This is a genomic window from Streptomyces sp. yr375 (genome assembly GCF_900110755.1).
GTDB lineage: Bacteria > Actinomycetota > Actinomycetes > Streptomycetales > Streptomycetaceae > Streptomyces.
On the sequence record NZ_FOFF01000073.1, the window covers coordinates 1 to 25425 of the forward strand.

General features: G+C 71.8%; 22 protein-coding genes and 2 pseudogenes. 14 read left to right on the plus strand and 10 right to left on the minus strand.

All coding sequences use genetic code 11. From position 1 onward, the window contains the following. The coding region (locus BMZ82_RS37390) for an ATP-binding protein (RefSeq protein ID WP_093781862.1) at nt 1-345 on the minus strand (345 nt) is incomplete at its 3' end. A gap of 20 nt (nt 346-365) precedes the next feature. Between BMZ82_RS37390 and BMZ82_RS42920 the strand changes: the two genes are divergently transcribed. The 3 genes from BMZ82_RS42920 to BMZ82_RS37400 are packed head-to-tail and all read left to right on the plus strand — an operon-like array spanning nt 366 to nt 1633. After that, nucleotides 366-524 carry a cyclodeaminase/cyclohydrolase family protein gene (locus tag BMZ82_RS42920; protein ID WP_107487723.1) on the plus strand — a complete coding sequence of 53 codons (159 nt, stop codon included), beginning with the start codon at nt 366-368 and terminating at the stop codon, nt 522-524. 48 nt (nt 525-572) lie between these two features. Then, nucleotides 573-1394 (plus strand): helix-turn-helix domain-containing protein, encoded by an 822-nt coding sequence (locus tag BMZ82_RS37395; RefSeq protein ID WP_093781863.1) that lies wholly within the window; start codon nt 573-575, stop codon nt 1392-1394. 8 nt (nt 1395-1402) lie between these two features. Beyond that, nucleotides 1403-1633: a DUF397 domain-containing protein gene (locus BMZ82_RS37400; protein WP_093781878.1), complete on the plus strand. Its 231-nt coding sequence runs from the start codon at nt 1403-1405 to the stop codon at nt 1631-1633. Here the strand turns inward: BMZ82_RS37400 and BMZ82_RS37405 are convergent. After that, the gene (locus BMZ82_RS37405; protein WP_256252317.1) at nt 1628-2275 is read right to left on the minus strand and encodes a DUF5753 domain-containing protein; all 648 of its coding nucleotides are present in this window, start codon (nt 2273-2275) and stop codon (nt 1628-1630) included. The two genes, BMZ82_RS37400 and BMZ82_RS37405, sit on opposite strands and share 6 nt — an antisense overlap. A 256-nt stretch (nt 2276-2531) precedes the next feature. Between BMZ82_RS37405 and BMZ82_RS41110 the strand changes: the two genes are divergently transcribed. Both BMZ82_RS41110 and BMZ82_RS37410 read left to right on the plus strand, forming a co-directional pair. Next, a complete protein-coding gene (locus BMZ82_RS41110; protein WP_177244859.1) occupies nt 2532-2699 on the plus strand; it encodes a hypothetical protein in 168 nt (55 codons plus the stop codon). Nucleotides 2700-2706: 7 nt separating this feature from the next. Then, the gene (locus BMZ82_RS37410; RefSeq protein WP_093781865.1) at nt 2707-3234 is read left to right on the plus strand and encodes a DUF6879 family protein; all 528 of its coding nucleotides are present in this window, start codon (nt 2707-2709) and stop codon (nt 3232-3234) included. A 65-nt stretch (nt 3235-3299) separates the two neighbouring features. Here BMZ82_RS37410 and BMZ82_RS42415 read toward each other — a convergent pair. Next, nucleotides 3300-3653 (minus strand): annotated as a pseudogene (locus BMZ82_RS42415) (DUF6879 family protein); the annotation flags it as partial. A 403-nt stretch (nt 3654-4056) separates the two neighbouring features. Here BMZ82_RS42415 and BMZ82_RS37420 point away from each other — a divergent pair. After that, on the plus strand, nt 4057-4776 hold the full coding sequence (locus BMZ82_RS37420; protein ID WP_093781879.1) for a DUF4142 domain-containing protein: 720 nt from the start codon (nt 4057-4059) through the stop codon (nt 4774-4776). 2 nt (nt 4777-4778) lie between these two features. Here the strand turns inward: BMZ82_RS37420 and BMZ82_RS37425 are convergent, their stop codons facing one another. Continuing rightward, on the minus strand, nt 4779-6509 hold the full coding sequence (locus BMZ82_RS37425; protein WP_093781866.1) for a glycoside hydrolase family 13 protein: 1731 nt from the start codon (nt 6507-6509) through the stop codon (nt 4779-4781). A 254-nt stretch (nt 6510-6763) separates the two neighbouring features. On the opposite strand from BMZ82_RS37425, the gene BMZ82_RS37430 reads away from it, so the two are divergent. Together BMZ82_RS37430 and BMZ82_RS37435 are read left to right on the plus strand one after the other, a co-directional pair. Further along, nucleotides 6764-7771, plus strand: a complete 1008-nt coding sequence (locus BMZ82_RS37430; protein ID WP_093781867.1) for an LAETG motif-containing sortase-dependent surface protein — start codon at nt 6764-6766, stop codon at nt 7769-7771. A gap of 122 nt (nt 7772-7893) precedes the next feature. Beyond that, entirely contained in the window at nt 7894-8277 is a 384-nt protein-coding gene (locus BMZ82_RS37435) for a nuclear transport factor 2 family protein (protein ID WP_093781868.1), read from the plus strand. Nucleotides 8278-8294: 17 nt separating this feature from the next. Here BMZ82_RS37435 and BMZ82_RS37440 read toward each other — a convergent pair whose 3' ends face one another. Beyond that, nucleotides 8295-9314: a nucleoside hydrolase gene (locus BMZ82_RS37440; RefSeq protein WP_093781880.1), complete on the minus strand. Its 1020-nt coding sequence runs from the start codon at nt 9312-9314 to the stop codon at nt 8295-8297. 219 nt (nt 9315-9533) lie between these two features. Between BMZ82_RS37440 and BMZ82_RS37445 the strand changes: the two genes are divergently transcribed. Continuing rightward, nucleotides 9534-10370 (plus strand): hypothetical protein, encoded by an 837-nt coding sequence (locus BMZ82_RS37445; RefSeq protein ID WP_256252319.1) that lies wholly within the window; start codon nt 9534-9536, stop codon nt 10368-10370. 13 nt (nt 10371-10383) lie between these two features. Here BMZ82_RS37445 and BMZ82_RS37450 read toward each other — a convergent pair whose 3' ends face one another. Together BMZ82_RS37450 and BMZ82_RS37460 are read right to left on the minus strand one after the other, a co-directional pair. Next, complete coding sequence (locus BMZ82_RS37450) at nt 10384-11715, minus strand: helix-turn-helix domain-containing protein (protein ID WP_093781869.1); 1332 nt, start codon at nt 11713-11715, stop codon at nt 10384-10386. Nucleotides 11716-12101: 386 nt separating this feature from the next. Continuing rightward, nucleotides 12102-15851: an nSTAND1 domain-containing NTPase gene (locus BMZ82_RS37460; protein ID WP_093781871.1), complete on the minus strand. Its 3750-nt coding sequence runs from the start codon at nt 15849-15851 to the stop codon at nt 12102-12104. 288 nt (nt 15852-16139) lie between these two features. On the opposite strand from BMZ82_RS37460, the gene BMZ82_RS37465 reads away from it, so the two are divergent. Beyond that, nucleotides 16140-16952 (plus strand): NPP1 family protein, encoded by an 813-nt coding sequence (locus BMZ82_RS37465; protein WP_093781872.1) that lies wholly within the window; start codon nt 16140-16142, stop codon nt 16950-16952. 64 nt (nt 16953-17016) lie between these two features. On the opposite strand, the gene BMZ82_RS37470 is transcribed toward BMZ82_RS37465, so the two are convergent. Together BMZ82_RS37470 and BMZ82_RS37475 are read right to left on the minus strand one after the other, a co-directional pair. Next, nucleotides 17017-18162, minus strand: a complete 1146-nt coding sequence (locus tag BMZ82_RS37470; RefSeq protein ID WP_093781873.1) for a hypothetical protein — start codon at nt 18160-18162, stop codon at nt 17017-17019. A gap of 62 nt (nt 18163-18224) precedes the next feature. Then, nucleotides 18225-19415: a PP2C family protein-serine/threonine phosphatase gene (locus BMZ82_RS37475; protein WP_093781874.1), complete on the minus strand. Its 1191-nt coding sequence runs from the start codon at nt 19413-19415 to the stop codon at nt 18225-18227. Nucleotides 19416-19586: 171 nt separating this feature from the next. On the opposite strand from BMZ82_RS37475, the gene BMZ82_RS37480 reads away from it, so the two are divergent. The 3 genes from BMZ82_RS37480 (at nt 19587) to BMZ82_RS37490 (ending at nt 22100) form a co-directional block, all read left to right on the plus strand. Further along, on the plus strand, nt 19587-20018 hold the full coding sequence (locus BMZ82_RS37480; RefSeq protein WP_371271356.1) for a hypothetical protein: 432 nt from the start codon (nt 19587-19589) through the stop codon (nt 20016-20018). 74 nt (nt 20019-20092) lie between these two features. Beyond that, a complete protein-coding gene (locus BMZ82_RS37485) occupies nt 20093-21010 on the plus strand; it encodes a hypothetical protein (RefSeq protein ID WP_256252320.1) in 918 nt (305 codons plus the stop codon). A gap of 85 nt (nt 21011-21095) precedes the next feature. Next, the gene (locus BMZ82_RS37490) at nt 21096-22100 is read left to right on the plus strand and encodes an endonuclease/exonuclease/phosphatase family protein (protein WP_093781876.1); all 1005 of its coding nucleotides are present in this window, start codon (nt 21096-21098) and stop codon (nt 22098-22100) included. A 21-nt stretch (nt 22101-22121) separates the two neighbouring features. Here the strand turns inward: BMZ82_RS37490 and BMZ82_RS37495 are convergent, their stop codons facing one another. Beyond that, nucleotides 22122-24206 (minus strand): PhoX family protein, encoded by a 2085-nt coding sequence (locus tag BMZ82_RS37495; RefSeq protein WP_093781877.1) that lies wholly within the window; start codon nt 24204-24206, stop codon nt 22122-22124. A gap of 476 nt (nt 24207-24682) precedes the next feature. Here BMZ82_RS37495 and BMZ82_RS41115 point away from each other — a divergent pair. Continuing rightward, a pseudogene (locus BMZ82_RS41115) lies at nt 24683-25425 on the plus strand (Toxic cation resistance protein); the annotation flags it as partial.

Here is a 25425-nt window from a genome sequence, read left to right on the forward strand (position 1 = left end):
GATCGCCATCCCCCGACCGCCCTCACCGTCCCCGAGGTCCTCCAACCGGCGCGGAGGCTCGGGCGGTTCGGGATCGGCGTCCCAGGCCCCGATCTGCAGAACCCCGTCCCGGAAACGGAGGCGCAGGCAGGCGGGGCCCTTGGTGTGGAGTACGGCGTTGGTGACCAGCTCGGAGGCGAGGAGTTCGGCGGTGTCGAGGAGTCCGGCGAGGCCGTGGACGGTGAGGATCGGGCGGAGCGTGAGACGACAGACGGTGACGGCTCTGGGGTCGTGGGGGATGTAGAGGGAGTACTCCCAGGAGTCGGGGGCGGGGGTGAGGGCGGGAATGGGAGCGGTTTCGGGCATGGGGTAGCTCCAAGTAGGCAGTGGGGGGCGGTGGCAGTGCCGCAGCCGTCATGGCAGGACGGGGCGGTGCGCTTCCGCAGCGTGTGCGTCGCGTCACCGACGGTAGATCTAAATATAGAGACGCGGCAAGCGGATCCCGTAATCTGACGTCGAACGGGTCGCGCTCGTGGGCGCGTTGAACAGAGGAGCGGTCGAGAGCTTTGAGGCGCGAACCAACGGCACGTCAGATGCGTCTGGCCACTGAACTGCGCAGACTTCGCGAGGCGGCAGGCCTCACCGCCCGCCAGGCGGCAGCCCTGCTCGGCGTGAGCCCCGCCCAGATCACCCACATCGAGTCCGGCCTCGCAGGCGTGAGCGAAAAACGACTGCGCCTCCTCGCGTCCACCCACTACGCCTGCACGGACGAGGAGTTCATAGACGCCCTGGTCGCGATGGCCACCGATCGGACGCGGGGGTGGTGGGAGGAGTACCGGGGGCTGCTGCCGGCGTCGTTCCTGGACCTGTCGGAGCTGGAGCACCACTCCCGGTCCCAGGCCAATGTGGGCGTTCTGTTCGTGCCTGGCCTGTTGCAGACGGAGGAGTACGCCCGCGCCGTGTTCTCCAACAGGATCCCTGAACTCACCTCGGACGAGCTTGAGTTGCGCGTCCAGCACCGGATGGCGCGGCGCGTGGTCCTCGCACGTCCGGCACCCATCCGTTTCGAGGGGGTGATCCACGAGGCGGCGCTGCGCATCAGGGTCAGCGACCGTGCCGCGTCACGCACTCAACTCACGCGCATCCTGGAACTCTCCGAAGCGGATCACGTCACCGTGCGGGTCATCCCGCTCGACCTGGACGGCTTCTCCAGGGGCGGCAGCACCATGACCTATCTGGGCGGCCCGGTGACCAAGCTGGACACGGTGGTCCGCGACGCTCCCCACGGTGCGGCCCTGGTCGATTCCGAGGCTCAACTCGCGGAGTACCGGGCACGCTTCCGTAAGGTGGAAGCCGCGTCACTCGAACCGGAACGGTCGCGTGATTTCATCCACACGCTGGTGAAGGAGCTGTGAGGCACGCCGTGACCACTCCCGACAACTGGCAGAAGTCGACCTACTCCGACGGCGGCGACGGCAACGACTGCCTCGAACTGGCCTCCGCCACCCCCACCACCCTCCACCTCCGCGAATCAGACACCCCCACCACCATCCTCACCACCGCCCCGGCCCCCCTCACCCACTTCCTGTGCTCCATACGCACAGGAACTCTTGGAATCGCGGGAGTGGGCGTTCTGCCGCCGGACAGATCATGAGCGGAATCGGTGAGCCCATCCGGACAGCCGTTCCCGCGCCACCTCTCCGAACGAGGCATGCTCTTCGTACGCGGAGAATTCCTTCAGGTATGCGGAAATGTCCCGATGGTCACGGAACACCATTGCCCCGGTGTGAGTCTCGACGGTGGCTACCCGTGCGTCGTAGACGGTGAAAGTGTTCAACGGAGATATGGGCAGGTGGCCTTCCAGCGGGATGACCCCGATCTGGATGTTGGGCAGCAGGCTGAGCGATACAAGCCGGTCGACTTGCACGGCCATGGCGGGCGCGGGAAGGAATGGCCACCGCACGGCCTGTTCCGTCAGGATGAACGTGAAACTCTTCGGCGTGTCGTAGAGAACGGACTGTCGTTCCAGCTTCCTCGCGATCGCCTTGCTCTGATCGCCGGGGACGTGGGCCAGACTGGCCCGCACATACTCCGGCGTGGCGAGCAGGCCGGTCACCATGGACGGCAGGAAGTAGCGGAATTCCGTGGAAGACCGCTCGAATTCGGCCAGCTCGTTCTGCTTCTTCTCCAGGCCGGTTCGGCGCTGCGACCAGACGTCCTGCCATTCGATGTTGGCAGTGCGGGAAAGCGCCTGAACTTTCCCGCTTTCAAAGTTGCCGATCTTCTTGCGCAGCATCTTCAGAGTTTCAGCCAGGACCGCCCTGGACTGCCCCAACTCATCCGGTTCAAAGGTCAAGACTCTGCTCCGCTCGTGCCGCCGCGTTCGCCTGCTCGGGTGCTGACCACTGCGGCCAACCCTGTATCCCTGCGGGCGAGTCCGCCAGCAAGGAAGCGCCACTTTCCCGTTCCGGAAAATCGTGCCCCTTGCCCAGGGGCACTCATGCCGGAACGATCAGACACGACATCAGCCACCTGGGAAAAGGGGAGCGCTCGTGAAGGTGACGATGCTGGCGACGACGTGCGACAAGAAAGAGTGCCCGACCATCTACCGGACGGACCGGGGCACGATCCTCGTGCAGGGTGAGACGCCGACGGACCACGGCCTGAACATCCCCCCGCACGAGACGCTCGTCGAGATCCCCCTGGACCTGATCCGATAGGCGTTCGGTGACCAACTCGCCTAGGACCCTCGGCGATCTCTTCGACGCCTTCCAGCAGGAGGCGTTCCGGCTGGAGACCCTGGACGACTACAGCAGGTCGGGCAGTGTGGAGGCGTACCAGGCGTTTCTCGACGGCCAGGACAAGCCTGCCGACTACAACGCCGACTGGCTCGACGAGGTGCGTACGCACACCGGGGCCGGACGCCGTATGTACCGCGTGCACGTGGTGGCGCGACCTCTTACCCCCTACCTGCGCTTCGAGTTGGGCTGGGGGTACAAGACGAACGCCACGGCGGGCGAGGAGTTCTTCATCCTGGACGTGACCGGCCGGCCCAGCCCGCTGCCGTCGGGTGTGGGCGACTTCTGGCTGTTCGACTCGACCACGGCCGCGACCATGCACTACGGCGATGACGGCACGTTCCTCGGAGCCGACGTACTGGCCGACGAACACGCCTCCGAGTTCGTCGCCTACCGGGACACGGCCCTGGCGCTCGCTGAGCCGTTCGCAGACTGGTGGGCCAAGCACGCCGAGTGAACCGTTCCGAGTTGGGTGCAGCACTGCGGGTACTGCGACAGGCGTCCGGCAAGGAAGCCAAGGCAGTCCGTTCCGGAAAGTGGCAGCCCTCGGTCGTCGTCCGTGACGTCCAAGATGCGGATGTCCTCGCCGGCTTTGATGTTGCCGGGGATTCCCCAAGCGAACTGGTAGCGCTGGTAGTCCGTCAGCGGTTGCCGGACGATGCGCACGCGCCCGATGGTCCGCCCCGAGGCCACAAAGCCGCGTACGCGTTCGTGCCATCGCGCGTTGTGGTCAGCGGGCTTCGGGTCTCCCCGGAGGAACCGGGCCAGGCTCTCGGCCTCGTTGGGCATGGTGTAGGTGGGCTGAGCCTCGAACCGCCAGGCGTCTCGCGCGTAGGCATCGAACGTCCGCCGCCACTCGTCACCGTCCAAGAGCACGTACGGCCTCCTTCTCGCAGACCTGGTCGGGCCCGTCCGAACCGACGCTACGGGCGGCGTCGTCCCGGGTCCATGCCGGCTCCCGACCGCTCCCGTGCCGGAATGGGTGCACGCCCTGGTGCGTGCTCCGGGCGGATGCGCCTTCGCAGCCTCGTGCTCGCCCTCTTCGGAGGTGGACTGGCGTGGGCGGCGGCCGCGTTGGCCGGGCCGACCTGCGTGGCTGTCCACTCGGAGGTCTGAGATCCAACTTTTTACCTGTGTCGGTGAGTGCGGAGCCGTCCGTGTTCGTATTCCTCTTCGTCTGACCCCGCCGGGTGACGACACAGCGACGGCAAAGCGGCGGTTTTCCGACCGGGCAGGAGGAACGGTGCGACTTTCGCGGAACGCGATGGGGACTCTCTTCGTGGGCGGCGCGTTGTCTCTGACGCTCGGCGCTCTCGCGTACCCATCGATGCTCGGGCTCGACACTGTGTCCACGTCCACCGACCGGATCATCGCCAACACCCAGTGGGGGCCGTTGACCGAAGGTGACCGGGCGTTCGTGGTGGCGGTGCGGGCGGCCGGGCTGTGGGAGTACCCGGTGGGACAGATCGGGCTGCAGAAGGGGCAGAGCAAGGGCGTCCTCACGGCCAGCCAGCACCTGATCGACGGTCACGCGGCGCTGGACACCACCTGCCGCAAGATCGCCCCGATGCTGAACATCACCCTGCCCAACATCGCCAGCCCGCAGCAGGAGGGGTTCGTCAACACCCTCAAGGCGGACAGCGGCAAGCAGTTCGACGTGGACTTCGCCAACATCCTGCGCCAGACGCACGGTTCGATCTTCAACACCGTGGCGAAGATTCGCTCCACGACGAAGAACACGCTGGTGCGCGCCCTGGCCGACCAGGCCAACGACACCGTTCTGGACCACATCACGGTGATGGAGAAGACCGGTCTGGTCGACTTCGACACCACGCTGTTCAACCAGACGACCCCGCCGAAGATCCCCAAGTCGGACATGACGCCGCCGGTCCCGCCCGTCGGGCAGCCGCTGATCGTCCTCACCCCGCCGCCGAACGCCACCTCCACCCCGGTGGACATCAGCGGGGACCTGTCGGGGGCGGGCACCAACTCCCAGTAGTTCTAGGCCAGCCAGATCGTCGTGTCCGGGGGCAGTCGCCTGTCCCCGGTGCCGTCGTCGTGGTCGTGGTCGTCCAGTGGGGTGCTGCTCAGCAGTACTTCTCCCGGGGGCAGTGGCACCGGTGCCGGCGACAGGTTGGTGACGCAGCGCCAGTCGTCGGAGCGGGTGAAGGACAGTACGCCGGGCGGGGTGTCCGGCTGCCAGGTCAGTTCCTCGCCCTGCGCCAGCTTGCGGCGCAGCCGCAGGGCCGTCCGGTACAGCTCCAGGGTCGAGCCTTCGACGCCCTCCTGCGCCTGGACGGCGTAACGAGCGAAGTACGACGGCTGCGGCAGCCACGCTTCGACCTCACCACCCCCGCCGCTGAAGCCGTACGACGGGCCCGTCGTCGTCCACGGCAGCGGCACCCGGCAGCCGTCGCGGCCCTTGCGGGTGCGGCCCGTCTGTTCCCACAGCGGGTCCTGGAGGACCTCCACGGGCAGGTCGGCGACCTCGGGCAGACCCAGTTCCTCGCCCTGGTAGACGTACGACGATCCCGGCAGCGCCAGCATCAGCAGCGTCGCCGCGCGGGCCCGGCGCAGGCCGGCCTGTTCGTCGACGCGCGGGGTGCGGCCGCCGGAGAGGAGCCACGCGTTGTCGTCGGCGCCCGGCGGGAGCATCAGGCGGGAGGCGTGGCGGACGACGTCGTGGTTGGACAGCACCCAGGTGGCGGAAGCGCCGACCGCGCGGGCGGTGGCGAGCGAGTCGGTGATGACCGCGCGGATCTCCTCCGTCGCCCAACCCGCCTGGAGATACTCGAAGTTGAAGGCCTGGTTCAGTTCGTCCGGGCGGGCGTAGAGCGCGCGGCGGGCGCCCGGGACCCAGGCCTCGGCGACGGCGGTGCGGGGCGGGGTGTAGGCGTCGAGGACGCGGCGCCAGTCGCGGTAGATCTCGTGGACCTCGTCGCGGTCGTAGAACGGGTGGGTGCCGGGCGGGAGGACGGCGAGGGCCCGGTCGCCGTCCTCGGCCAGTTCCCCGAGGTCGCGCAGCGGGTCGGCGAGGTCCTTGGTGAGGGCGTGCGCGACGTCGACGCGGAAGCCGTCGACGCCCCGGTCGGACCAGAAACGCAGCGTCGTGCGGAAGTCCTCGCGGACCTCCTCGTGGCCCCAGTTCAGGTCGGGCTGCTCGCGGGCGAACAGGTGCAGGTACCACTGGCCGTCGGGGACGCGCTGCCAGGCGCTGCCGCCGAACACCGACTGCCAGTCGGTGGGCGGGAGTTCACCGCTTCGGCCGCGTCCGTCGCGGAAGACGTACCGGTCGCGGGCCGGGGCCCCGGGGCCGGCGGCGAGCGCCTCCTCGAACCAGGCGTGCCGGTGGGAGGTGTGGTTCGGGACGAGGTCGACGATCACCTTCAGGCCGAGCCGGTGGGCCTCGGCGGCGAGGACGTCGAAGTCGGCCAGGGTGCCCAGGCGCGGGTCGACGTCCCGGTGGTCGGCGACGTCGTAGCCGCCGTCGGCCAGCTCGGACGGGTAGAAGGGGGAGAGCCAGAGGGCGTCCACGCCGAGGGCGGCCAGGTGGGGGAGCCGGTCGGTGACGCCTCGCAGGTCCCCGAGACCGTCGCCGTCGGCGTCGGCGAAACTGCGCGGATAGACCTGGTAGACGACGGCCTGGCGCCACCAGTCGGGATTGCCGGACGACAAGTCGGTCATGGGGGGAGTGGTGGGGTCCGTCGTAGGGCGCGTCGTGGGGCGGGTCATGGGGAGATGACTGTCCATATCGCCGGGTAAGTGAACGCACGGACCGTTCGGAACAAATCATTCCGGACGTGGCGGCGGTGTGGCGGAATCTTGAACTCGCTTGGGTTTGGCGCAGGTTGACAGCGATCTGGCGTCCACACGACGATGGGGCCACACTGCGGCCCCTGTGACCGGTGGGCCCGGTGTTTCTCCTGATCTGACCAATCAGCAGCTCTGCATCAATCAGCCCTGGCACTCGCCAAGATGGGAAACGCATGTCCATAGCGAGACGTGTCACCGTGCGCCGCCTGCTGGGGACGGGCACCGCTTCGCTCACCCTGTGCGCCGCCTCCGTCGCCGCCGCCTCCGGGGCCCTCGCCGGGACCGGGACGCCCGGTGGCGACGGCTGGAAGACCGGCGGCCACTACCAGCCGGGGACGGGCGCGGGCACCGAGACGGGGACCGACCGCTGCCAGTTCTCGCTCGACGGCGCCAAGTTCTTCGACTCGGTCCGCGTCGACGACCAGAATCTCAAGCCCGGCAAGGACGGCAAGATCCACGTCGCGGTCCGGGCCGCCGGTGACGCCAGCACCTGCACCGCCTCCCTCGCCTCCTACCTCGCCCACGGCCCCGACTTCGCCACCTCCGGCGTACAGGTCTTCGTCGACTTCGACACCGTGACGGTCAAGCCCGGCAAGACCGACACCCTCGACATCGCCGTGCCCGACGCGGGCTGCTACGCGCAGATCGACCTCTACCGGGGCGCGGTCAAGTTCGACGGCAAGCTCGACGCGAAGGACGAGTTCGTCCACGGCGACGTGCCCAAGGGGCCGGACCGTCCGGTGATCAAGGACAAGCTGATCGCGGCCTGGAACGGCGGCACAAAGGACTGCACGGTCACCGAGCAGCCCCCGGCGTCCCCGCCGGCCGGTGGCGGCACACCGCCGTCGCCGTCGACGCCCGCCTCCTCGACGCCGTCCACGCCGTCCACGCCGTCCACGCCGTCCACACCGTCGAAGCCCACCGAGCCGTCGAACGACAGCACGTCTCCGTCGCCGTCGCCGTCCGCCTCCACGCCGGCCGAGTCGGGTACGCCGACGCCGTCCGCGTCCGTCTCCGAGTCGACCTCCCCGCCGCCGGTCACGCCGAAGGGCGGCGGCGGCCTCGCCGAGACCGGCGCGAGCAGCAACACGCCCGTGCTCATCGGCGGCGCCGCCGCGCTCCTCGCGGGCGGCCTGGCGATCGTCGCCGGCACCCGACGCCGTAAGGCGACCCGCTCGTAGGTCGCGCTTCTCCGGTACGTCCGCCCCGGCCCGCCCACGGTGCCGGGGCGGACGTGCGTCACCGGCCGCCGAGACGAGCGGAGCGGCGGGCGCGGGGCGGCACGCGGTCGTACGGTGACGGTATGGACGACAGCCCGAAAGACCTCGTCAGCCCGGACGACGACGTCGTCAGGCCGGAAGACGTCGTCGAGGCCGCGTTCCGGTGCTACCGGTCGCAGGACCGGGCCGCGGCCCTCCCCCTCTACGCCGACGACTTCACCTTCACCAGCCCCCAGGACGACCACATCGGCAAGGCGGCGTTCTTCGAGCGCTGTTTCCCGACGGCCGACCGGATGACGGAGCAGCGGCTGCTGCACGTCACCACGGCGGACGCGGACGCGGAACTCGTCTTCGCGTACTACGAGTACCGGCTCACGACGGGCGCCAGGCACCGCAACGTCGAGGCGATCACCGTCCGGGACGGCCTCATCCGGGAGGTGCAGGTCTTCTTCGGCGGCGAGGTGTGAGAGGGAGAGGGGTCGTCCTAGTCGGCCTCCACCACGGTCAGCCACAGCTTCACGTAGCGGTCCGCGTCGACGTCCAACGCGACGTCCACGAGGGCCTGTTCGCGTACGGCTCCGGCTGCGTGGATCTCGGCCTCGCCGGGGCGCGGGCGGCGGTCCACGACCGTCTGGCCGCGGGTCGGGCCGGGGGCGAGGGAGACCTCGACCGGGAGCAGCGAGGTGGTCAGGCCCGCCGGGTCGGCCACCGCGCAGACCGCGCCCGCGTCGCCGAGGCCGCCGGTGGGGGTGGGGTCGCCGGAGGTGGCCGGGTCGCGGTGGGCGAGCAGCTCGCCGGCCAGCCGGAGGCGGGGCTCGGCGCTCGCCCGCAGCCGTGCGACGTCCGCCGGCGGGACCAGGACCCGCTGGAAGACGTCCAGGCCGTACATCGTGATCGGCACCCCGGCGGTGAGCAGCACCGCCGCCGCCTCCGGGTCGTGCCACACGTTGAACTCGGCGACCGGCGTGGCGTTCCCGGTCGCCACCGCGCCGCCCATGAACACGATCCGCTCGATGTTGCGGACCACCTCCGGGTAGGTGCGCAGGAGCAGCGCGATGTTGGTCAGGGGCGCGGTGGGGATGAGGGTGACCGGGCGCGGGGAGGCGAGGATCTCGCGGCGCAGCAGGGCCACGGCGTCCACGTCGACGGGGCGGCGGGTCGGCGCGGGCAGGCCCAGGTCGCCCATGCCGTCCTGCCCGTGCACGTGCCGCGCGGTGCGGACGGGTTCGAGCAGCGGGCGTTCCGCGCCCCGGGCGACCGGGATGTCACCGGCGCCCGCGTGCTCCAGCACGGTCAGCGTGTTGCGGACGACGCCGTCCACGTCCGTGTTCCCGGCCACGCAGGTCACCGCCCGCACGTCCAGCCCCGGGTGCCGGACGGCGAACAGCAGGGCGAGGGCGTCGTCGACACCCGTGTCGCAGTCGATGATCACGGGGACGGGCTGCTGTAGCTGCTCGAGTTGCTGCTGCTGTTGCTGTTGCTGTTGCTGTTGCTGTTGCTCCAGTTGCTGCTGTCGCTGCTGCTCGGTCACATCAGGACTCCTCACGCACGCCACGCACCGCACACCGGGGTCGCTCCCGACGCTATGCGACGCGCCCGCACCCTGGCCACCCGCCCGCAGCAACGCCGGTAACCCGTACGGACCGCCGCGCTGGTCCCGTACGGGCGGCGATGGTGCCGTGAGGGGAGGCAACTCTCGCGCGTACTCCTGGAGGCACCCCCGATGACCCGCCGCACCCGCAGCATCGGCCGCACCGGCCACACCCGCCGGGCCTCCACCTCCGTCCTTCTGCTGCTCACCACCACCCTCACCACCGCCGTCACCACCGGCTGCGCCACCCTCGGTCTGGAGCACCCGCCGACCGCCGCCCCGGCCACCCCCACCGTCGTACGTCCGTCCGCCACGCCCACCGCAGCGGCGAGCGGCGGCCCGACCTCCGCCCTCACCGAGGCGCAGGCGCACGCCGCTCTCATCACCGACACCGACCTCGGCGCGCCCTGGACCCCGACCCGGGGCGCCGCCACCTGGCGGGACGGCATGCTCAAGGCGACGACCGCCACGCCCGACTGTCAGAAACTCCTCGACGCCCTCTACGCCGACGAGTTGCTCGGCGGCCCCGCCCGCGCGGTCGTCGCGCTCGACGACCCCGACACCGGCGCCCAGCTCCGCTACCAGCTCACCGGCAACCCCCCGGCGGCCGTGGACCGCACGCTGGCCTGGCTGAAGACGATGCCGCAGACGTGCGCCCGGTTCACCGCCAAGGCGACCGGCGACGCCGTGCTGGACGTGCAGGTGTCCGAGCTGCCGCTGCCGGAGGTGGGCGACGTCCGCCAGGGCCTGCGCGTGACCCTGACGATCTGGGCGGCGACCGGCGAGAACGCCGGCGGCGACCCGACCGTCCTCACCCTGGACGTGGCCGCCGTCCGCACCGGCGAGGACGCCTTCGCCCTCACCAACGGCGGCCTCGCCGACGCCCCGAACGAGGCGACCCAGGCGGCCGTACAGCTCGGGGTACGGCGTCTGGCGGACGTGCGGAAGCAGGGGAGGGTGCAGGTCTGAGGCGCCTGTCACCTCACTGTGTCGCCCCCGGGGCCGTCCGGTGGCCCAGGCCCGTGCGGTAGGCGTCCAGCGCGGCCTCGGTGCGGCCTGTGCGGCGGAGCAGGTCGCCGAGTAGGCGGCAGAGGTCGGCCAGGTCGCCTGCTGTGCCTGCTGCACCTGGTGTGCCTGGTGTGTCCGCCTGTTGCAGGAGGGTGAGGGCTTGGGTGTAGTGGTGTTCGGCCGTCTTCGGGGTCTGGATGTCCTCGGCGATGATGCCGAGGAGTCGGTGGGCGCGCGCCGAGTGGAGGGGGCTGGGTTCGGAGGACAGGGTGTCGTGGAGGATGGTCGCTGCCTCTTTCGACTTGCCTCTGTGGTGCAGTACTTCGGCCAGTTCGACCGTGATCCGGGTGTTGTCGAGGGCGGCTCGGCGGGGCGGGAGCATCGCCTGGGCCTTCCTCAACTCGGCTTCGGCCAGGTCCAGTTCGTCGTTCTGGGCGTGGACGTGGCCGCGTATCCAGTGGCAGTTGGCCAGTTCGGTGCGCAGGTGGAGGCGGCGGTAGAGGTCAGTTGCCTTGGACAGGGAGGCGTCGGCCTCCGTCAGGCGGCCCTCGGCGAGGAAAGTGCGGGCCACGGAACCGTGCATGCGGGCGATCAGGGCCGGGTCGTCCACCTGCGGGCCGAGCGCGAGGGCGAACTCGGCCGCCTGTGCGGCGCGGGTCTGGGCGCCCATGTCCATGTACGGGCCGATGACGGAGGCGTACAGGAGGAGCAGCGCGTCCGGGTCGGGCAGGCCGGCCCGGTTGAGTTCGTCGAGGGTGGACTCCAACAGGTAGACGGCGTACCGGAGTTCACCGGCGAGGTGGTGGGTGACGGCGCGGCCGCGCAGGGCGGGGACGCGGGCCGGGAGCGGGGCGTCGGCGAGACGTTCCTCGGCCCGTTCGAAGCAGCGGCGGGCGGCCTCCAGGTCGCCCGTGTCGATCCCGCACTCGCCGAGCCCCAGCAGCGCGGTGGCCTGCTCCTCGGGCAGGCCGTGTTCCTCCGCCTCCGCGAGGAGCCCCGCGTACTGCCGTGCCGCGTCCTCCGCCGCCCCGGTGGCCAGCGCCCGCTGGGCCTCGGTGAGACGGAGCCGTAGATCGGTGACCAGGCGGGCGGGGCGGCCCGTCGCCAGTTCCTGGAAGTCGACGCCTAGCCGGTCGGCGATATGCCTGAGCGCCTCGTCGGAGGGGCGCACCCGGCCCGCCTCCAGGGTGGAGACGTAGGCAGGGGTGTAGGTCGGCTCGGCCAACTGGCGTTGTGTCAGCCGCCGTTCGATACGCAGCCGCTGCACTCGGCGCCCCACCACCGCCGGCTCGTCCCGCTCTCCCACCCGCCCCCGCCTCCAACTCCCGTTGCGCCTCTTGCCGTTGGGATGTCCCAGCCCCTAGGTTAAACAGTGAGTTAAGCACGCTTAATAGCTCTTGATAGCTGGCTGACGTGAGTTTCGCAGTCGCCGACGTTGCGAGGTCGCCGTGCCCGTAAGCACATCCGCACGCCCTTCCGCACGACCTTCCGTGCCCTACGCCAGGGCCGTCGCCGCAGCCCTCCTGACCGTCACGGCCCTGCTTCTCGCGGCGAACACGGGCCCCACCAGACCCACGAACATCGATACGAATACGAGTACGGGTGCGGGTTCGGGTTCGGGTTCGGCTCCCGTGTCTCCGACCTCGCAGCACGAGATGGCGCAGCGGACGCCCTGAGCGCGCGGCCCCTGGGTCAGCCGCACACCTTCCGGTACGGCGCGTCCGGTACGTACGTGCGCCACTCCGTCTGTGTCAGGTCGGTGTCGAACGCGCGGGCGCAGACGCCGGTCACCGCGTGGTCGGTGTCCACCGCGTAGCGGTGCAGGGAGACGTGGGTGCCGCCGGCGTACAGGGTCTTGCTGTCGGCGGTGAAGGTGAGGGTGTCGATGGCCTCGCCGGGGGTGGGGAGCGGGCCGCCCAGGGGCTGTTGGCTCGCGGTGTCCCAGAGCTGGAGCGTGCCCGCGTCGCCGCCGACGGCGAGGGTGTGGCCGTCGGGGGACAGCGCGAGGGCGCTGACGCCCTCGGGGGTGTCGCCGCTCAGGGGCGCCGGGAAGACGTTGCGCAGGACGCCCGCGCGGTGGCGCAGCTCGCTGTCCCACAGGGCGACGCGGCCCGTCATGTCGCCCGCCGCGAGCCCGCCGCCCGCGGGGTTGAAGGCGAGGGCGCTGATCTCCTCCCCCTGCACGAGGTCCTTGGCGAGGACCGCCCCCTTGGGCAGCTCGGCGGAGCGGTTGTCGCCGACCAGGAGCCCGCCGTCGGGCCGGATGGCGAGGTGGTAGCTGGCCAGGGCGGGGTCGGTGACGGCCTGCACGCGGCGGTGGCTCGCGGTGTCCCACGCCTCGTTGCTCAGCGCGCCGATCTGCGGGGTGCGGGTGGTGAAGAGGGTGCGGCCGCCGGGGGACAGGGCGAGGGAGACGACGGCGACGGCGGACTCGGACGTCGACAGGTCCAGGGAGCTCTGCGCCCGGCCCCGGCGGACGTCCCAGACGGTGAACCGCTGCGGGTCCGCCTGCCGGCCGGCGACCGAGACGCCGTACGCGAACGAACCGCCGTCGGGGCTGAAGGTCATCAGGGGCGCGGTGTCCTGCGGGACGACCGGCAGGGCGGGGTCCCGGGAGACGGGCACGGGCTGGGCGGGCAGCGTGTTCAGCAGTCGGCCGCCGGCCGCGTCGTGGAGTTCGAAGCGGTAGCGGTCGCCCACGAGCTCGGCGGTGGCGAGGGTGCGGCCGTCGGGGCTGAGCAGGACGCCGGCCAGCGGGTGGGCGCGCCAGGCCGGGGTGAGGGGCATCGTGAGGTCGAGGGTGTGGACGGTGCCGCCCTCGAGGTAGCGCAGGACGGGCCGGGCGGGATCCCAGGCCAGGGAGTCGTAGATGTGCTGGTTGTTGAGGGGGTGGCGGAAGACAGGGGTGCCGGGGACGGAGAGGCGCCAGATGCGGATCTCGTCGGTGCCGGCGGTCACGAGGAACGTGCCGTCCTTGCTGAGGGAGGCGTACTGCACGCTCGCGTCGGCGATCGCGGCGACCTGCCGCCTTGAGTGGATGTCCCAGACGCGGACGCCGGTCTCGGTGACGACGGCGAACCGGTCGGCCGCGCTGTAGCCGTACACGACCATCGACGTGTCGTCGTCGCAGAGGGCGCCGGCCTTCTGCCAGGCGCCGGGCAGCGCGCGGTGGGTGGCCGTGTCCCACACCTGGGGGGCGTGGCCGGTGGGGCAGACGATCACCCTGCGGTCGTCGGCGCTCGGCATCACGTTCGCCCGGTCGGCGTCCCGGGTCTCGAACAGCAGCCGGCCGTCCGTGACGGACCGCAACTGCACGCCGTCCTCGTAGGTGTTGCCGATCAGGTAGCTGCGGCCGCTCGGGGCGATGGCGAGGTCGTAGCCGCCGGCCGCCGGGCGGGCCGCCGCCCAGCGGCCGGTGGCGGTGTCCCACAGGCGTTCGCCGTCGCCGACGGACAGGGCGAGGATCCGGCCGTCGGGTCCCGCCGCGAGCGCGTCGCCCACGGGCAGGGCGCCCCGGCCGGTACGGCGGTGCGTGGCCACGTCCCAGGTCTGCCAGACGCGGTCCCCGACGCCGAGCAGGGTGCGGCCCGAGTCGACGAGGAAGCGGCGCTCGGCGTAGCCCGAGGAGGGGTCGGTGAAGGCGTCCGGTTCCGGCTGGGCGAGGGAGCCGAGCAGGGCGCGGCGGGTCTCCGGCAGCTCGGCGATCCGCCAGGCGGCGGCGCCCAGCAGCAGCGCGGCGCGCGGGTCGGTGGTGCGCAGTCCGTCGGCGACGGCGGCGATCCGGCGGGCGGTGTTCTGGGTGTGCTGCCGGGTGTTGTCGATGTGCTGCTGGTAGGCGGCCAGCACCACCACGAGGCACACCGCCAGGACCGCCGACAGGGCGCTGACCAGCAGTCGGCCCCGGCGGCGGGAGCGCGCCCCGGCCAGCAGCTCGGCCTGCCGGGCGGCGAACGTGGCGACGAGGAAGCTGCGCTCGGCGTCGGTCAGCCCGGGGTCGTTCTCGTGGTCGGGGAAGATCTCCTCGGCCCGCACCAGGCGGCTGCCCCGGTACAGCGCGCCGGGGTCGCGGTCGTGCTCCACCCAGGCGCGGGCCGCCTCGGTCAGCAGCCGGTGGTGTCTGAGCCGTTCGCGGTCCTCCTCGATCCAGCCGTGCAGCCGGGGCCAGCGGTTGATGAGCGCCTCGTGGGCGAGGTGGACGGCGTCCTCGTCGGCGGTCAGCAGCCGGGCGCCGGCCAGCAGTTCCAGCACGACCGGCGCCTCGGGGTCGGCGTACTCGGCGAGCTCGGCGCGGGTCAGGGGGCGCCGGGTGTCGGGGGTGCCCTGCCCCGGCTCGACCATCCGCAGCAGCAGCCGGCGGGCGGAGTGCGCCTGGTCGGGGGAGAGCTGCCGGTAGACGTCCTCGGCGCTCGCCGCGATCGCGCCGCTGACCCCGCCGACCGCCTCGTAGGCGGCCAGGGTCAGCATCCGGCCCTTGCGCCGCCGCCAGGTCTCCAGCAGGGCGTGCGACAGCATCGGCAGCCCGCCCGGCTGCTCGAGGACCTCCTCGACGATGCGTGCGGTCAGCTCCCGCTCCACCAGCAGCCCGGCCGCCTGCGCGGGCCGTACGACCGTCTCGCGCAGTTCGTCGGCGGTCATCGGGCCGACCGGCAGCGCGGCGGAGCGCAGCGCGTCCGCCAGTTCCCGGTGCTCGGCGCAGCGGGCGTAGAAGTCGGCGCGGACGGCGATCAGCACCTTCAGCCGCGAGCCGGGGGCGCGGGCGGCCAGCAGCAGGTCCAGGAACCGGGTCCGCTCGGCCGGGTCCCGGCAGAGCGTGAAGACCTCCTCGAACTGGTCGACGACCACCCAGCTCTCCGGCTCGCCGGCCGCCGGTTCCAGCAGCTTCCCGTACGTGGCGGCCGGCCGCGGCCCCGGCGTGAACACGCGCAGCACGGCCGGACAGCCGCGCTCGGCGATCCGCTCCCGCAGCCGGGGGAGCAGTCCGGCCCGCAGCAGCGAGGACTTGCCGCTGCCGGACGCGCCGAACAGCACCGCGAACCGCTGCTCGCCGCAGACCAGCTCCTGCACCTCGTCGAGCAGCCGGTCCCGGCCGAAGAACAGGTCCCGGTCGTCCGGCTCGAAGCGGGCCAGCCCCCGGTAGGGCGGTATCTCGTCCTCCGCTTCACCGACCGGTGTCTCGGCGACCTCGGCCGCCACGCCCTTCCAGCGCGCGTCCCACTCCCCGGGGTCGCCGCCGCAGGCCCGTACGTACCCCTGGAAGACCGCGAGCGACGGCAGCCGCTCGCCGGCCGCCGCCAGCGAGAGCGTCGTCGCGGAGAAACCGGCCTCGATCGCCATCGTGCGGTACGAGGGGGATCCGGCGGCCTTGCGCAGCTCGCGCAGATCGTTCGCGAGGAGCTGCACCGGACCGGCATCGGGGTCCAACGGTCGTTCGGGACGTCCCACGGGTCACCTTTGCGTGCGAACCACAGATGAACACGATGTTCAACGGTGTTCAGGGACCCTCAACCTACGTTTCGGCATGATCCGACGTAAACCAGCCCATGGTGTGAGGTACATGACGTTCGGGCAGTTGACGGGCCGGTTAACACCTGTCGGCGGAATTGATTGGACCGAGGAATCGTGGTGCGGAACAACTCCCCCGCTGGAAATCTCTGAGTGGCGCGCCGCGATCCACACGTAGAACCGAGCACCTGCTCAAGCAACTGAACAAGCATCGGGAGAGACCCCCACATGTCTTTCAGCACCCTCCGCAAGGCTGCCCTGGCGGTCGTCGGCGCCGCGACGCTCGCCGTCGGCACGACCGGCAGCGCGTCCGCCGGCATCCTGACCGCGCTGCCCTGGCAGGCCAGCGCCTTCCAGACCAAGTACATGCCCTACTTCGACTACGACGCGGACGGCTGCTACCCGGCGACCGCCGTCGACGCCAGTGGAAAGACCAACGGCGGCCTCGACACGACCGGCTCGACCGGCGGCGGCTGCAAGAGCAACCACCTCGGCAGGGCCAACACCTACGTACGGACCGCGTGCGACGCCAACTGGTGCGCGTACATGTACGCCCTCTACTTCGAGAAGGACCAGGGCACGATCGGCCTGACCGGCCACCGCCACGACTGGGAGAACGCGGTCGTCTGGCAGAAGCGCGGCGCGGAGACCCCGTCGTACGTGTCCGTCTCGGCCCACGGCGGCTACGACACCAGGGCGTTCAACTCGGTCGAGCGCGACGGCAACCGCTTCAAGGTCGTCTACCACCTGGACGGCGCGGCCACCCACGGCTTCCGCTTCGCCAAGACCGGCGAGACGCCGGAGGCCTGGGGCAGCGGCAAGTGGGACGAGCCGACCCTGGTCTCCATGGACCGGATGCGGAGCGGCTTCCCCACCGCCTTCAACAAGCTGTGGAACTTCGACTGGTCGGGCCCCGAGGCGGGCCAGGGCGCCACCGGCGCCAACTTCCCCCTCCAGGACTTCAACAACCACTTCAAGAACGGCCTGGCCAAGGCGAAGCCGAGCGGCATCGCGTCCTTCAACCCGAACCTGTCACTCTGACCTCGGGCCCCGAAACCCGGCCGCCGGCGCACTCCCCCACACGCGTCGGCGGCCGTCTCGGCTTTTATCCCAGGGTCTGCAACTGCTGGCGGACATGGTCCAGCGCGCCGTCCCGCCGGCCGGGCACCCGGCCGCGCAGCTCCACGAGCGCGGGCCCCAGCTCACGGGCGCGGTCCGCGCTGCCGATCCGCCCCCACTGGTGATGCGCCCGGTCCACGGCCGCCTCCACGGCGGGCGCGTCGACCGGCTGCCCGGCCGCCAGCCGAGCGACGGCGACCGCCATCCAGGTACGGCAACTGCGCGCCGCGTCCCCCGCGAACATCGCCAGATCCGCCCGCACCTCGGCCCAGTGCAACGCCTCCTCGGAGCCACCGACAGCGGCCCCCTCCCACCGAGCCGCGATCGCATCGGCCTCGTCATGCCGCCCGGCCTGAACGGCGGCGGCGATGGCGGAATGCGGATCGCCGCCGGTCTCCGGCCCCAGGGCCGATTGCGGGGGTCCGGGGGCGGCAGCCTCCAGGGGATGGGGATGGGGATGGGAATGGGTAGGGGCGGCGGGGGCGGAGAACACCAGGTCACCGACCTCCCCCTCACCCCCGATCCGGGCCAGCGCCATCTGATGCAACTGCTCCAGCCCCGGCCGCCCCCCACTCCGCAATATCGTCGCGACCGCCTTCATGTACGAGGGCGACGCCACCCCCCGCCGCCCCCGCGAGGACCCCGCCGAAGCGACCCGCCCGTACAGGGCGACCCCGACCCCACACCCCAGCCCCCCGCCCGCTGCGCCCTCGTCCCCCCGCAACCACTCCCACGTCTCCGCGTCCGCCCGCAGATCGAGCACCACGGTCGTCGTCCCGGCCGCCCGCAACCGCAACTCCTCCCGCAGCCAGTGCCACGGCAACGCCGTGTACCGCACGGTCGACGCCGTCGTACGAGCCAGCGCCAGATGCGGCAACCGCTGCCGCCGGTCGAGCTGCACCTGCCCGGCGACGAAGATCGTCAGCGGCCCCGGCGTCCCCGCGGCGGCCCGCAGCCGGGTCAGCACGGCCTGCGGCTCGAGCGGATCGGCGAGCTCGACGACGTTCGCGGTGTCGGTTCCGGCCAGCACGGCGGGCGGCACGGCCGCCAGCACGGGGAGCACGGAGGCCGCGTCCACCAGACACCCCTTGCCCACGGGGGAGGCGGCGAGCAGCAACACGGTCCCGGGCACGGTCCCTTCCTTCATGTCAGCACCGTAACCGCTGCCGCCGTGAACGGAAGCGTCAGGAGGCCTCAGCCGGCGCCGGGCGGGACTCTCCGTACCGCGAAGACCGTCGTGTCGTCGGCGAGCCGCCCCCCGCAGTGCCGCAGCGTGCCGTCCCGTACGACGGCCACCAGCCGGTCGGGCTCGGCCGTGCGCGGATCGCGGGCCAGCGCCGCCGCGACGTCCTCGGCCAGCGGATAGAACTCCCCGGCGCTGTCCCGCGCCTCGGTCACCCCGTCGGTGACCAGCAGCAACGTCTCGTCGGGAGCGACGTCCGCGCGCAGCACCGGCGGCGGCTCGTCCCGCCCGAGCAGCTCGCCGATGCCGACCGGCACGCCGTCCCCGTACGGCAGCTCCCGTACCCCCCGCGGTCCCCCGATCGCGAGCGCGGGCTCGTGCCCGAAGCCGACGATCTCGACGGCGCTGTCCTCCCCCTCGGGAAACCCGATCAGCACGGCCGTGGCGAACCGGTCGCCGTCCGTCCGCCCCAGCGCCACCGTGCGCAGCCGGTGCCGGCGCATCCGTTGCTCCAGGCGGCAGGCCACGACGGCGAGGTCCGGCTCGTGGAACGCGGCCTCGCGAAACGTGCCCAGCAGCGCGGCCGCCGCCTCCACGGCCCCGAGCCCCTTGCCCTGCACGTCCCCGATGAGGAGACGGGTGCCGTGCGGGCCGGGCTGGATGTCGTAGAAGTCGCCGCCCACGCGGGCGTCCGCGTCGGCGGCGAGATAGACCGCCGCGTGGTCGAGGCCGCCCCAGCGCGGCGGCAGCGGGCGCAGCACGGTACGGCGGGTCGTCTCGGCGATGTCCATCATGTGCAGCATCCGCCGCTCGCCGCGTACCCGGACCGACGCCGCCAGCACGGACAGCACCCCGCCGACGAGGACGAGGACGAAGTCGGCCGGTCCCTCCCGGTACTCGGACGGCCAGGCGGCGTCACTGGCGACGTACGTGAGGAGGGCGAGGGCCGCGAAGAGCGCCGTCGTCCACACCCCGCACAGCGCGGAGGCGATCGCGGCGACGAACACGCACCAGGAGACGATCCGGAACTCGCCGGTGGTGTTGACGTCGGCGAGGCTGATGGCGACGAGCACGACGAGCGGCACCAGCCAGGTGACGCTGCGGCCCCGGATCTGGAGCAACTGGTGCCGTTGCAGCACGTCCCGGCGCCGGGCCCGCGGCGACGGCCGACGGTCGAGCAGACCGTGGTCGCCGGACTCCATGGCCCCAGCGAAACACGCCCCGAAGCACCCCGCATCCGGGACCCACCGCACCACCCACGCACAACCCACCGCATCCGACTTGCCACGGCACCCTCCCAGGTGTGCTCTGGAAGGGCTGGAAGCTGGAAGCTGGAAGCTGGAAGGCGGGGGCGAGGAGAGAGGAGCCCTCTCATGATGAGCACTCACGCGGCACTGGCGCCGGTCGTGCGTACGCCCGACGTCTTCAGCGCACGGACCCACGAGATCGCGCGATGGGCGGTACCCGTCACGCTCGGACTCGTCTACGGCTACTGGGTCGCGGCCAACAACCGCTCGGGCGGCCCGATCACCGGCTGGAACGTCCTGCTCGGCTTCGTGAGCGCCTTCGCGTTCGCGGTGCTGTGGATGGGCGTCCACGCCGTGGCCCCGCACCTGCCGCGCGAACTGCACGCCGCGCTGTGGACGGCGTTCGCCGGCTGCGCCTTCGGCTTCGTCTACAGCGAGACCGGCGCGAGCGTGCTGCGCTCCGTGTGGATGGCGCTGGCGTTCTCGGCGTTCGTCTTCGCGACGCTCTTCTACCACTTCTACACGCACGAGGACGCTGAGGGACACCGCATCCGCTGACCTCCGCTGCCTGCGCTGACTCGTGTGGCCCCGCCCCGCTCGCGCCGCCCGCCCGCACGCCGTTGCCTGGAACCGTGTCCCGAACCAGCAGCCTGCGGACCGCCGTCTCGGCCGTCCTGATCGCCCTGTCCTGCCTCCTGGTGCCGTTCGGCACGCTGGCGGCGTGGGCGGCGTACGACCTGACGGACACCGGCCGGTACGTCACCGCGATGGCGCCGCTGGCCGCCGACCCGGCCGTGCGGGACGCGGTCGCGGACACGGTGGGCGACGGCGTGGCCCGCGAGGCGGGCGTCGAGGACGGCGCGAACCGGCTGTTCATCCGCGACGCCGTCCGCTCCTTCACCGCGACCCGCGCCTACCGCACCGCGTGGGACGCGGGCAACGAGGCCGCACACACGGCCGTGATGCGCGCGCTGCACGACGACAGCACCGGCCGGGTGACCGTCGACCTGGCCGCCGTGACGACGCCCCTCAAGCGTCAACTCACCGCCGACCACGTCCCGTTCGCCGAACGCGTCCCGGTGACGCACACCCGGGTGGCACTGGCGTCGCCCGCTGAACTGACCGCACTGAGGAAGGGCTACCACGTGCTCGACGTGGCGGGTTTCTGGCTGCCGCTGGCGGCCGTCGTGTTCGCGGTGGCCGGGATCGCCGTGGCTGCCGTCCGCCGCCGGGCGATCACGGCGACGGCCCTCGGCACGGCGCTGGGCGGCGCGTTCCTGGGCGTGGCCGTCGCGATCGGCCGGCACCTCACCCTCACCGACCTCCCCGACAGGGCCCACCGCCCGGCCGCCGCCGCGGTCTACGACGCCCTCACCACCACCCTCCGCACCGCCTCCTGGCTCCTCCTCGCCCTGGGCCTGACCGTGGCGGCGGCCACCTGGCTGACGACCCACCCCCACTCCCCGACGACCCGCCTCCTACGCCGCCGCCCCGCCGCCCCGACCACACCCCCGCCCCCGCCCCCGGAGCCGACCCGCGTCGAAGCCTGACCCCGCCCGGCCGGGACGCCCGACGGAGTTCAATGGGCGCAGGGTGACTACGCGGAGCGGGGCGGGGCGGGGCGGGGGCGGTCGGATGAGCAGGGCCGGATGGCGATGGCGATGGCGATGGCGGCTCGTGGGTGTCTGGTGTGCGGGGGCGCTGCTGGCCGGGGTGAGTGTGGTCGTCGGGTGCCGGGCGGCCGATGCCGACGGCGTCACGCCCGTACCGCAGTTGCTGGCGTTCCTGCCGTGGCTGACCGTGCCCGCCGGGATCGGGATCGTCGCCTCGGTGCTGGCCCGGTGGTGGCACGGGCTGCTGTGGGGAGCCGTCCTGGTCGGGCTGCTCGCATGGTTCACCGCCCCTTACGGGACGACGGCGACAGCGACGGGGATGGCGGGCGAGGAGCCGGGTGGGGCGGTGGTCGCGGAGCTGCGGGTGCTGACGTCGAACGTCGAGTTCGGGTGGGCGACCGGCGCCCTGATCCCGGTGATCCGGCGCGAACGGCCGGACCTCGTGTTCGTCGAGGAGTGCGAGTACGGCTGCCAGGCGGCGGTGCGGCGCGAACTCGGGGGTGCGTACCCCTACCGGCAGGCCGTGGCCGGGGACTCCTCCGTCGGGTCGGTGATCCTGAGCCGGTTTCCGCTGCGGCCCGCGGCCACCGTGCCCGGCAGCATGGGCATGCCGGGGGCGGTGGCCGACGTCGACGGGCATGCCGTACGGCTCCAGCTCGCCCACCCCAAGCCCCCGCTGCCCGGCCAAGTGGCGCTGTGGAAAACGGAGTTGGGTCGGCTGCGCGACTTCGCGGACCGGTACCGGGACACCGGTCCGCTGATCCTCGCCGGGGACTTCAACGCCTCCCGGGACCACGCCGTCTTCCGCCGCGTCCTGGCCACCGGGCTGCGCGACGCGGCCCGCCTCGCCGGGGCGGGCCGCGCGCCCAGTTGGCCGAGCGGCACCGCGCCCGTCTTCGGCGCGCAGATCGACCATGTGCTCGTCTCGGCGGAGTTCACGGCGAGCGACGCCCGCTTCCTCCACCTCGACGGCACCGACCACCGCGCCCTGCTGGTGACCGTCACACTCCACCAGCACCGGGAATAACCGGGGCCCGGAGCCGAGGACCTACACGCCGATGTCGTCGCCGTCCGCGCGCCACACGGCGACGACCGACGGGCGGACGAGCTTCCCCGCACCGTCCGGCCAGGTGCTCGCCGGCTTCTCCACCGACGCGCCGTCGACCTCGCCCGGGTGCTGCACCGCGACCAGCACCCGCCGGTCCTGGATGACGGGCCCGCAGGTCTCCGCGCCGGTCGGCACGGTCAGGAACTGCTTCAGCTCACCGCGCCGCGCGCCACGCGTGGCGACGCCGAACAGCCCGTCGTGCGAGCCGAGTTGGCTGCCGTCGGTGGAGATCCACAGGTTGCCGTGCGGGTCGAAGGCCACGTTGTCCGGGCAGGAGATGGGGCTGACGTCGTCCTTCGGGAAGCCCGCGAAGTACGTCGCCGGGTCGTCGGGGTCGCCCGCGACGAGGAACAGCGACCACGCGAACGTGACGCTCTCCGGGCGGTTGTGACGTTCCGTCAGTTCAAGGATGTGCCCGTGCTTGTTGGCGTTGCGCGGGTTGGCCTCGTCGGCCTTGGCGTTGGCGCCGACACCGCGGTTGGTGTTGTTGGTGAGGGCGACGTACACCTTGCCGGTGACGGGGGACGGCTGGATGTCCTCGGGCCGGTCCATCTTGGTCGCGCCGACCTTGTCACCGGCGAGCCGCGTGAAGACGAAGACCTCGTCGGCGCTCATCCCCTCGACGTGCGAGACGGCGCCCCCGGCGGTCGCGGTGGCCAGCGGGATCCACTCGCCGCCGCCGTCGAACTCACCGTCGGCGGGCAGCTTTCCGGTGCCGTCGATCTCGAGGGCGGGGGAGTCGCCGGTGAGCCGGGCGACGTAGAGGGTGCCCTCGTCGAGAAGGGAGAGGTTGTGCTCGCGGACTGCCCGGCTCGACCCCTTCTTCATACGCTTGCTGCCGACGAACTTGTAGAAGTAGTCGAACCGTTCGTCGTCCCCGGTGTAGACGACGGGCCGCCCGTCGTCCGTGAGCCGCACGGTCGCCGCCTCGTGCTTGAAACGGCCGAGGGCGGTGTGCTTGCGGGGCGTGGACGTCGGATCGTACGGATCGAACTCGACGACGTACCCGAACCGGTGCACCTCGTTCGGCTCCCGCGCCACATCGAACCGCTGGTCGAACCGCTCCCACTTGCGCTCGGACGCGCCGGTCCCGATCCCGTACCGCTTGTCGGTCGCGCGGCTGCTGTTGGCGAAGTACTGGTTGAAGTTCTCCTCGCCGTGCAGCGTCGTGCCCCAGGGGGTGGTGCCGCCGGAGCAGTTGTTGAGCGTGCCGAGGACCTTGGTGCCGGTCGGGTCGACGGACGTCTTCAGCAGGTCCGAACCGGCGGCGGGGCCGGTGAGCCGGAACTCGGTGGTGGCGGTGACCCGCCGGTTGAGGTGATGCCGGGGAACGGGCGTCAGCCTGCCCGTCCTGCGGTCCTCGTCCACGACGACGGCAGTCAGCCCGTGCGCCGCCCAGGCGACCTCGACCTGCTGCCGGGTGGGGTTGGCGGGGTCGTAGCCCCGGAACATCAGGATTTCGTTCGTGTACTCGTGGTTGGCGACGAGCAGTTGCCGGTCGCACTCACCGGGGAGCGGCAGCAGCGCCAGGAAGTCGTTGTTGTACCCGAACTGTCCGGCCTGGGCGGCGGCGGTCTGCCGCTCCGGGTCGAACGCGGGCGCCCCGCGCAGAATGGGCTCGCCCCAGCGGATGACGACGTTCTGCCGGTACCCCTCCGGGACGGTGACCGCGTCGACGGTGTTCGGCGCGACGACGTCGAACCGCAGCCCCCGGGCGCTCCTGCCCTTGGGGGCGGGGCCCTTGGGGGCGGGCTTCCCGGCCGACGCCGCTGAAGCGGCCGGAGCGGCGGCGGCCGCCCCGGCGACCCCGGCGGTGGCCGTGAGGGTGACGACGGCGGCGGCGGCGCGCATCATCGCCCGCCGGCCGAGCGCCCCGACGATGACGTCCCCCACGTACGCGTTGTCGCTGGTGTTGGGCACCTCGTGGAAGCAGGCGTCACCACACCGGAAACGACAGGTCATGGCGGACCGCCCGCCGGGATGCGAGCCGGACGGAGTCCCGATGATCGGCAGTAGCTTGCGCACCTTTACTCTCCCCTTGCGTTCCCTTGGCATGAACGTGACGTTAGGGGCAAGCGCGTGCGAAAGAGCTGCGTTCAGATGAATGGACGGTGAATCCCCGCCATCTTGCGGGAAGTTGACCGGAATGGCCGAAGGGGATGGCCGACGAGAAAGCGCCCGGCAAGTCCACCGGTCCACGAGTCCATCAGGGTGTCGATGTGACCGGGAGGCGGTGTTGACACACCCTGTTTCCCGGCACTCACCCCTGCCCAAGATCACCACCCAGGGCCGCTAACCTTACGTGTCCGTCCTGGCCAGGGATTGACGGGCTTCAACTCACGCGAAGGGTTGCGCACATGGGCATTCTCACTCTCCTGCGGAACGCGTTCGGGCGGTCCCGCAAGGGGCGTACCGCCGAGGCAGAGGGTGCGGAACAGGTTCCTTCGCAGGAACAAACCGCTCCCGAGGTACGGGGACAGGCAGAGGTACAGGCACAGACAGTGACCGCCCCGGCACCGAAGCCGGAACCGACGGTCCCGTCCCCCTCCCCCGAACCCACCCCGAAGCCCACCCCCACGGCCCAGGTCCCGGAACCCCGCCCGGCAACCCAGGACGAACACGACCTCGTCGCAGCAGCCTTCGACAACGTAACGGTCCCCAAGCCGACACGGTCTACGGAGGCGACGACGCCGACGCCTGCGGCGGCGGAGCCGACGGTGACGGCGGAGGCGGAGGTCGTGGGTGAGCTGGAGACGGAGGTCGCGGCTGAGCCGACGGTGACGGCGGAGGCGGTGCCGGAAACGGCAGCGGAGGCCGAGCCGGAGGCGGAGGTGAAGCCGGAGGCTGAGGCCGAGGCATCGGTCGCCGAGGCTGAGGTGGACGCCGAGGCTGAAGCGGAGCCGGTGGCCGAGGAGCCCACGGTGACCGCCGAGGCGGAGCCTGCGGTGGAGGAGTCCGCGCCGGAAACGGTGACGGAGACCGTCGCCGACGACGCCGTGTCCGAGCCGGACGTTGCCGCAGTGGCAGAGGAGCCGACGGCGGACGCCGAGGCAGAGGCGAAGGCCGAGCCCGCAGTAGAGGAATCCACGCCGGAAACGGCGACCGAGACGGTCGCCCCCGACGCCGAGTCCGAGTCCGAGCCGAAGGCTGCTGAGCCCGCGCCGGAAACGGAAGCCACGCCGGTCGCCGAAGCGACGGCCGAGCCCGTAACCGGCGAGCCCGCGCCGGAAGCCGCCACCGAGCC

Excerpts from the sequence above, each read along its gene's own strand:
- BMZ82_RS37395 (WP_093781863.1), top strand. The coding sequence starts at position 573 with ATGCGTCTGGCCACTGAACTGCGCAGACTTCGCGAGGCGGCAGGCCTC.
- BMZ82_RS37405 (WP_256252317.1), bottom strand. The coding sequence starts at position 2,275 with ATGCTGCGCAAGAAGATCGGCAACTTTGAAAGCGGGAAAGTTCAGGCG.
- BMZ82_RS37425 (WP_093781866.1), bottom strand. The coding sequence starts at position 6,509 with ATGACCCGCCCCACGACGCGCCCTACGACGGACCCCACCACTCCCCCC.
- BMZ82_RS37430 (WP_093781867.1), top strand. The coding sequence starts at position 6,764 with ATGTCCATAGCGAGACGTGTCACCGTGCGCCGCCTGCTGGGGACGGGC.
- BMZ82_RS37435 (WP_093781868.1), top strand. The coding sequence starts at position 7,894 with ATGGACGACAGCCCGAAAGACCTCGTCAGCCCGGACGACGACGTCGTC.
- BMZ82_RS37445 (WP_256252319.1), top strand. The coding sequence starts at position 9,534 with ATGACCCGCCGCACCCGCAGCATCGGCCGCACCGGCCACACCCGCCGG.
- BMZ82_RS37465 (WP_093781872.1), top strand. The coding sequence starts at position 16,140 with ATGTCTTTCAGCACCCTCCGCAAGGCTGCCCTGGCGGTCGTCGGCGCC.
- BMZ82_RS37475 (WP_093781874.1), bottom strand. The coding sequence starts at position 19,415 with ATGGAGTCCGGCGACCACGGTCTGCTCGACCGTCGGCCGTCGCCGCGG.
- BMZ82_RS37480 (WP_371271356.1), top strand. The coding sequence starts at position 19,587 with ATGATGAGCACTCACGCGGCACTGGCGCCGGTCGTGCGTACGCCCGAC.
- BMZ82_RS37490 (WP_093781876.1), top strand. The coding sequence starts at position 21,096 with ATGAGCAGGGCCGGATGGCGATGGCGATGGCGATGGCGGCTCGTGGGT.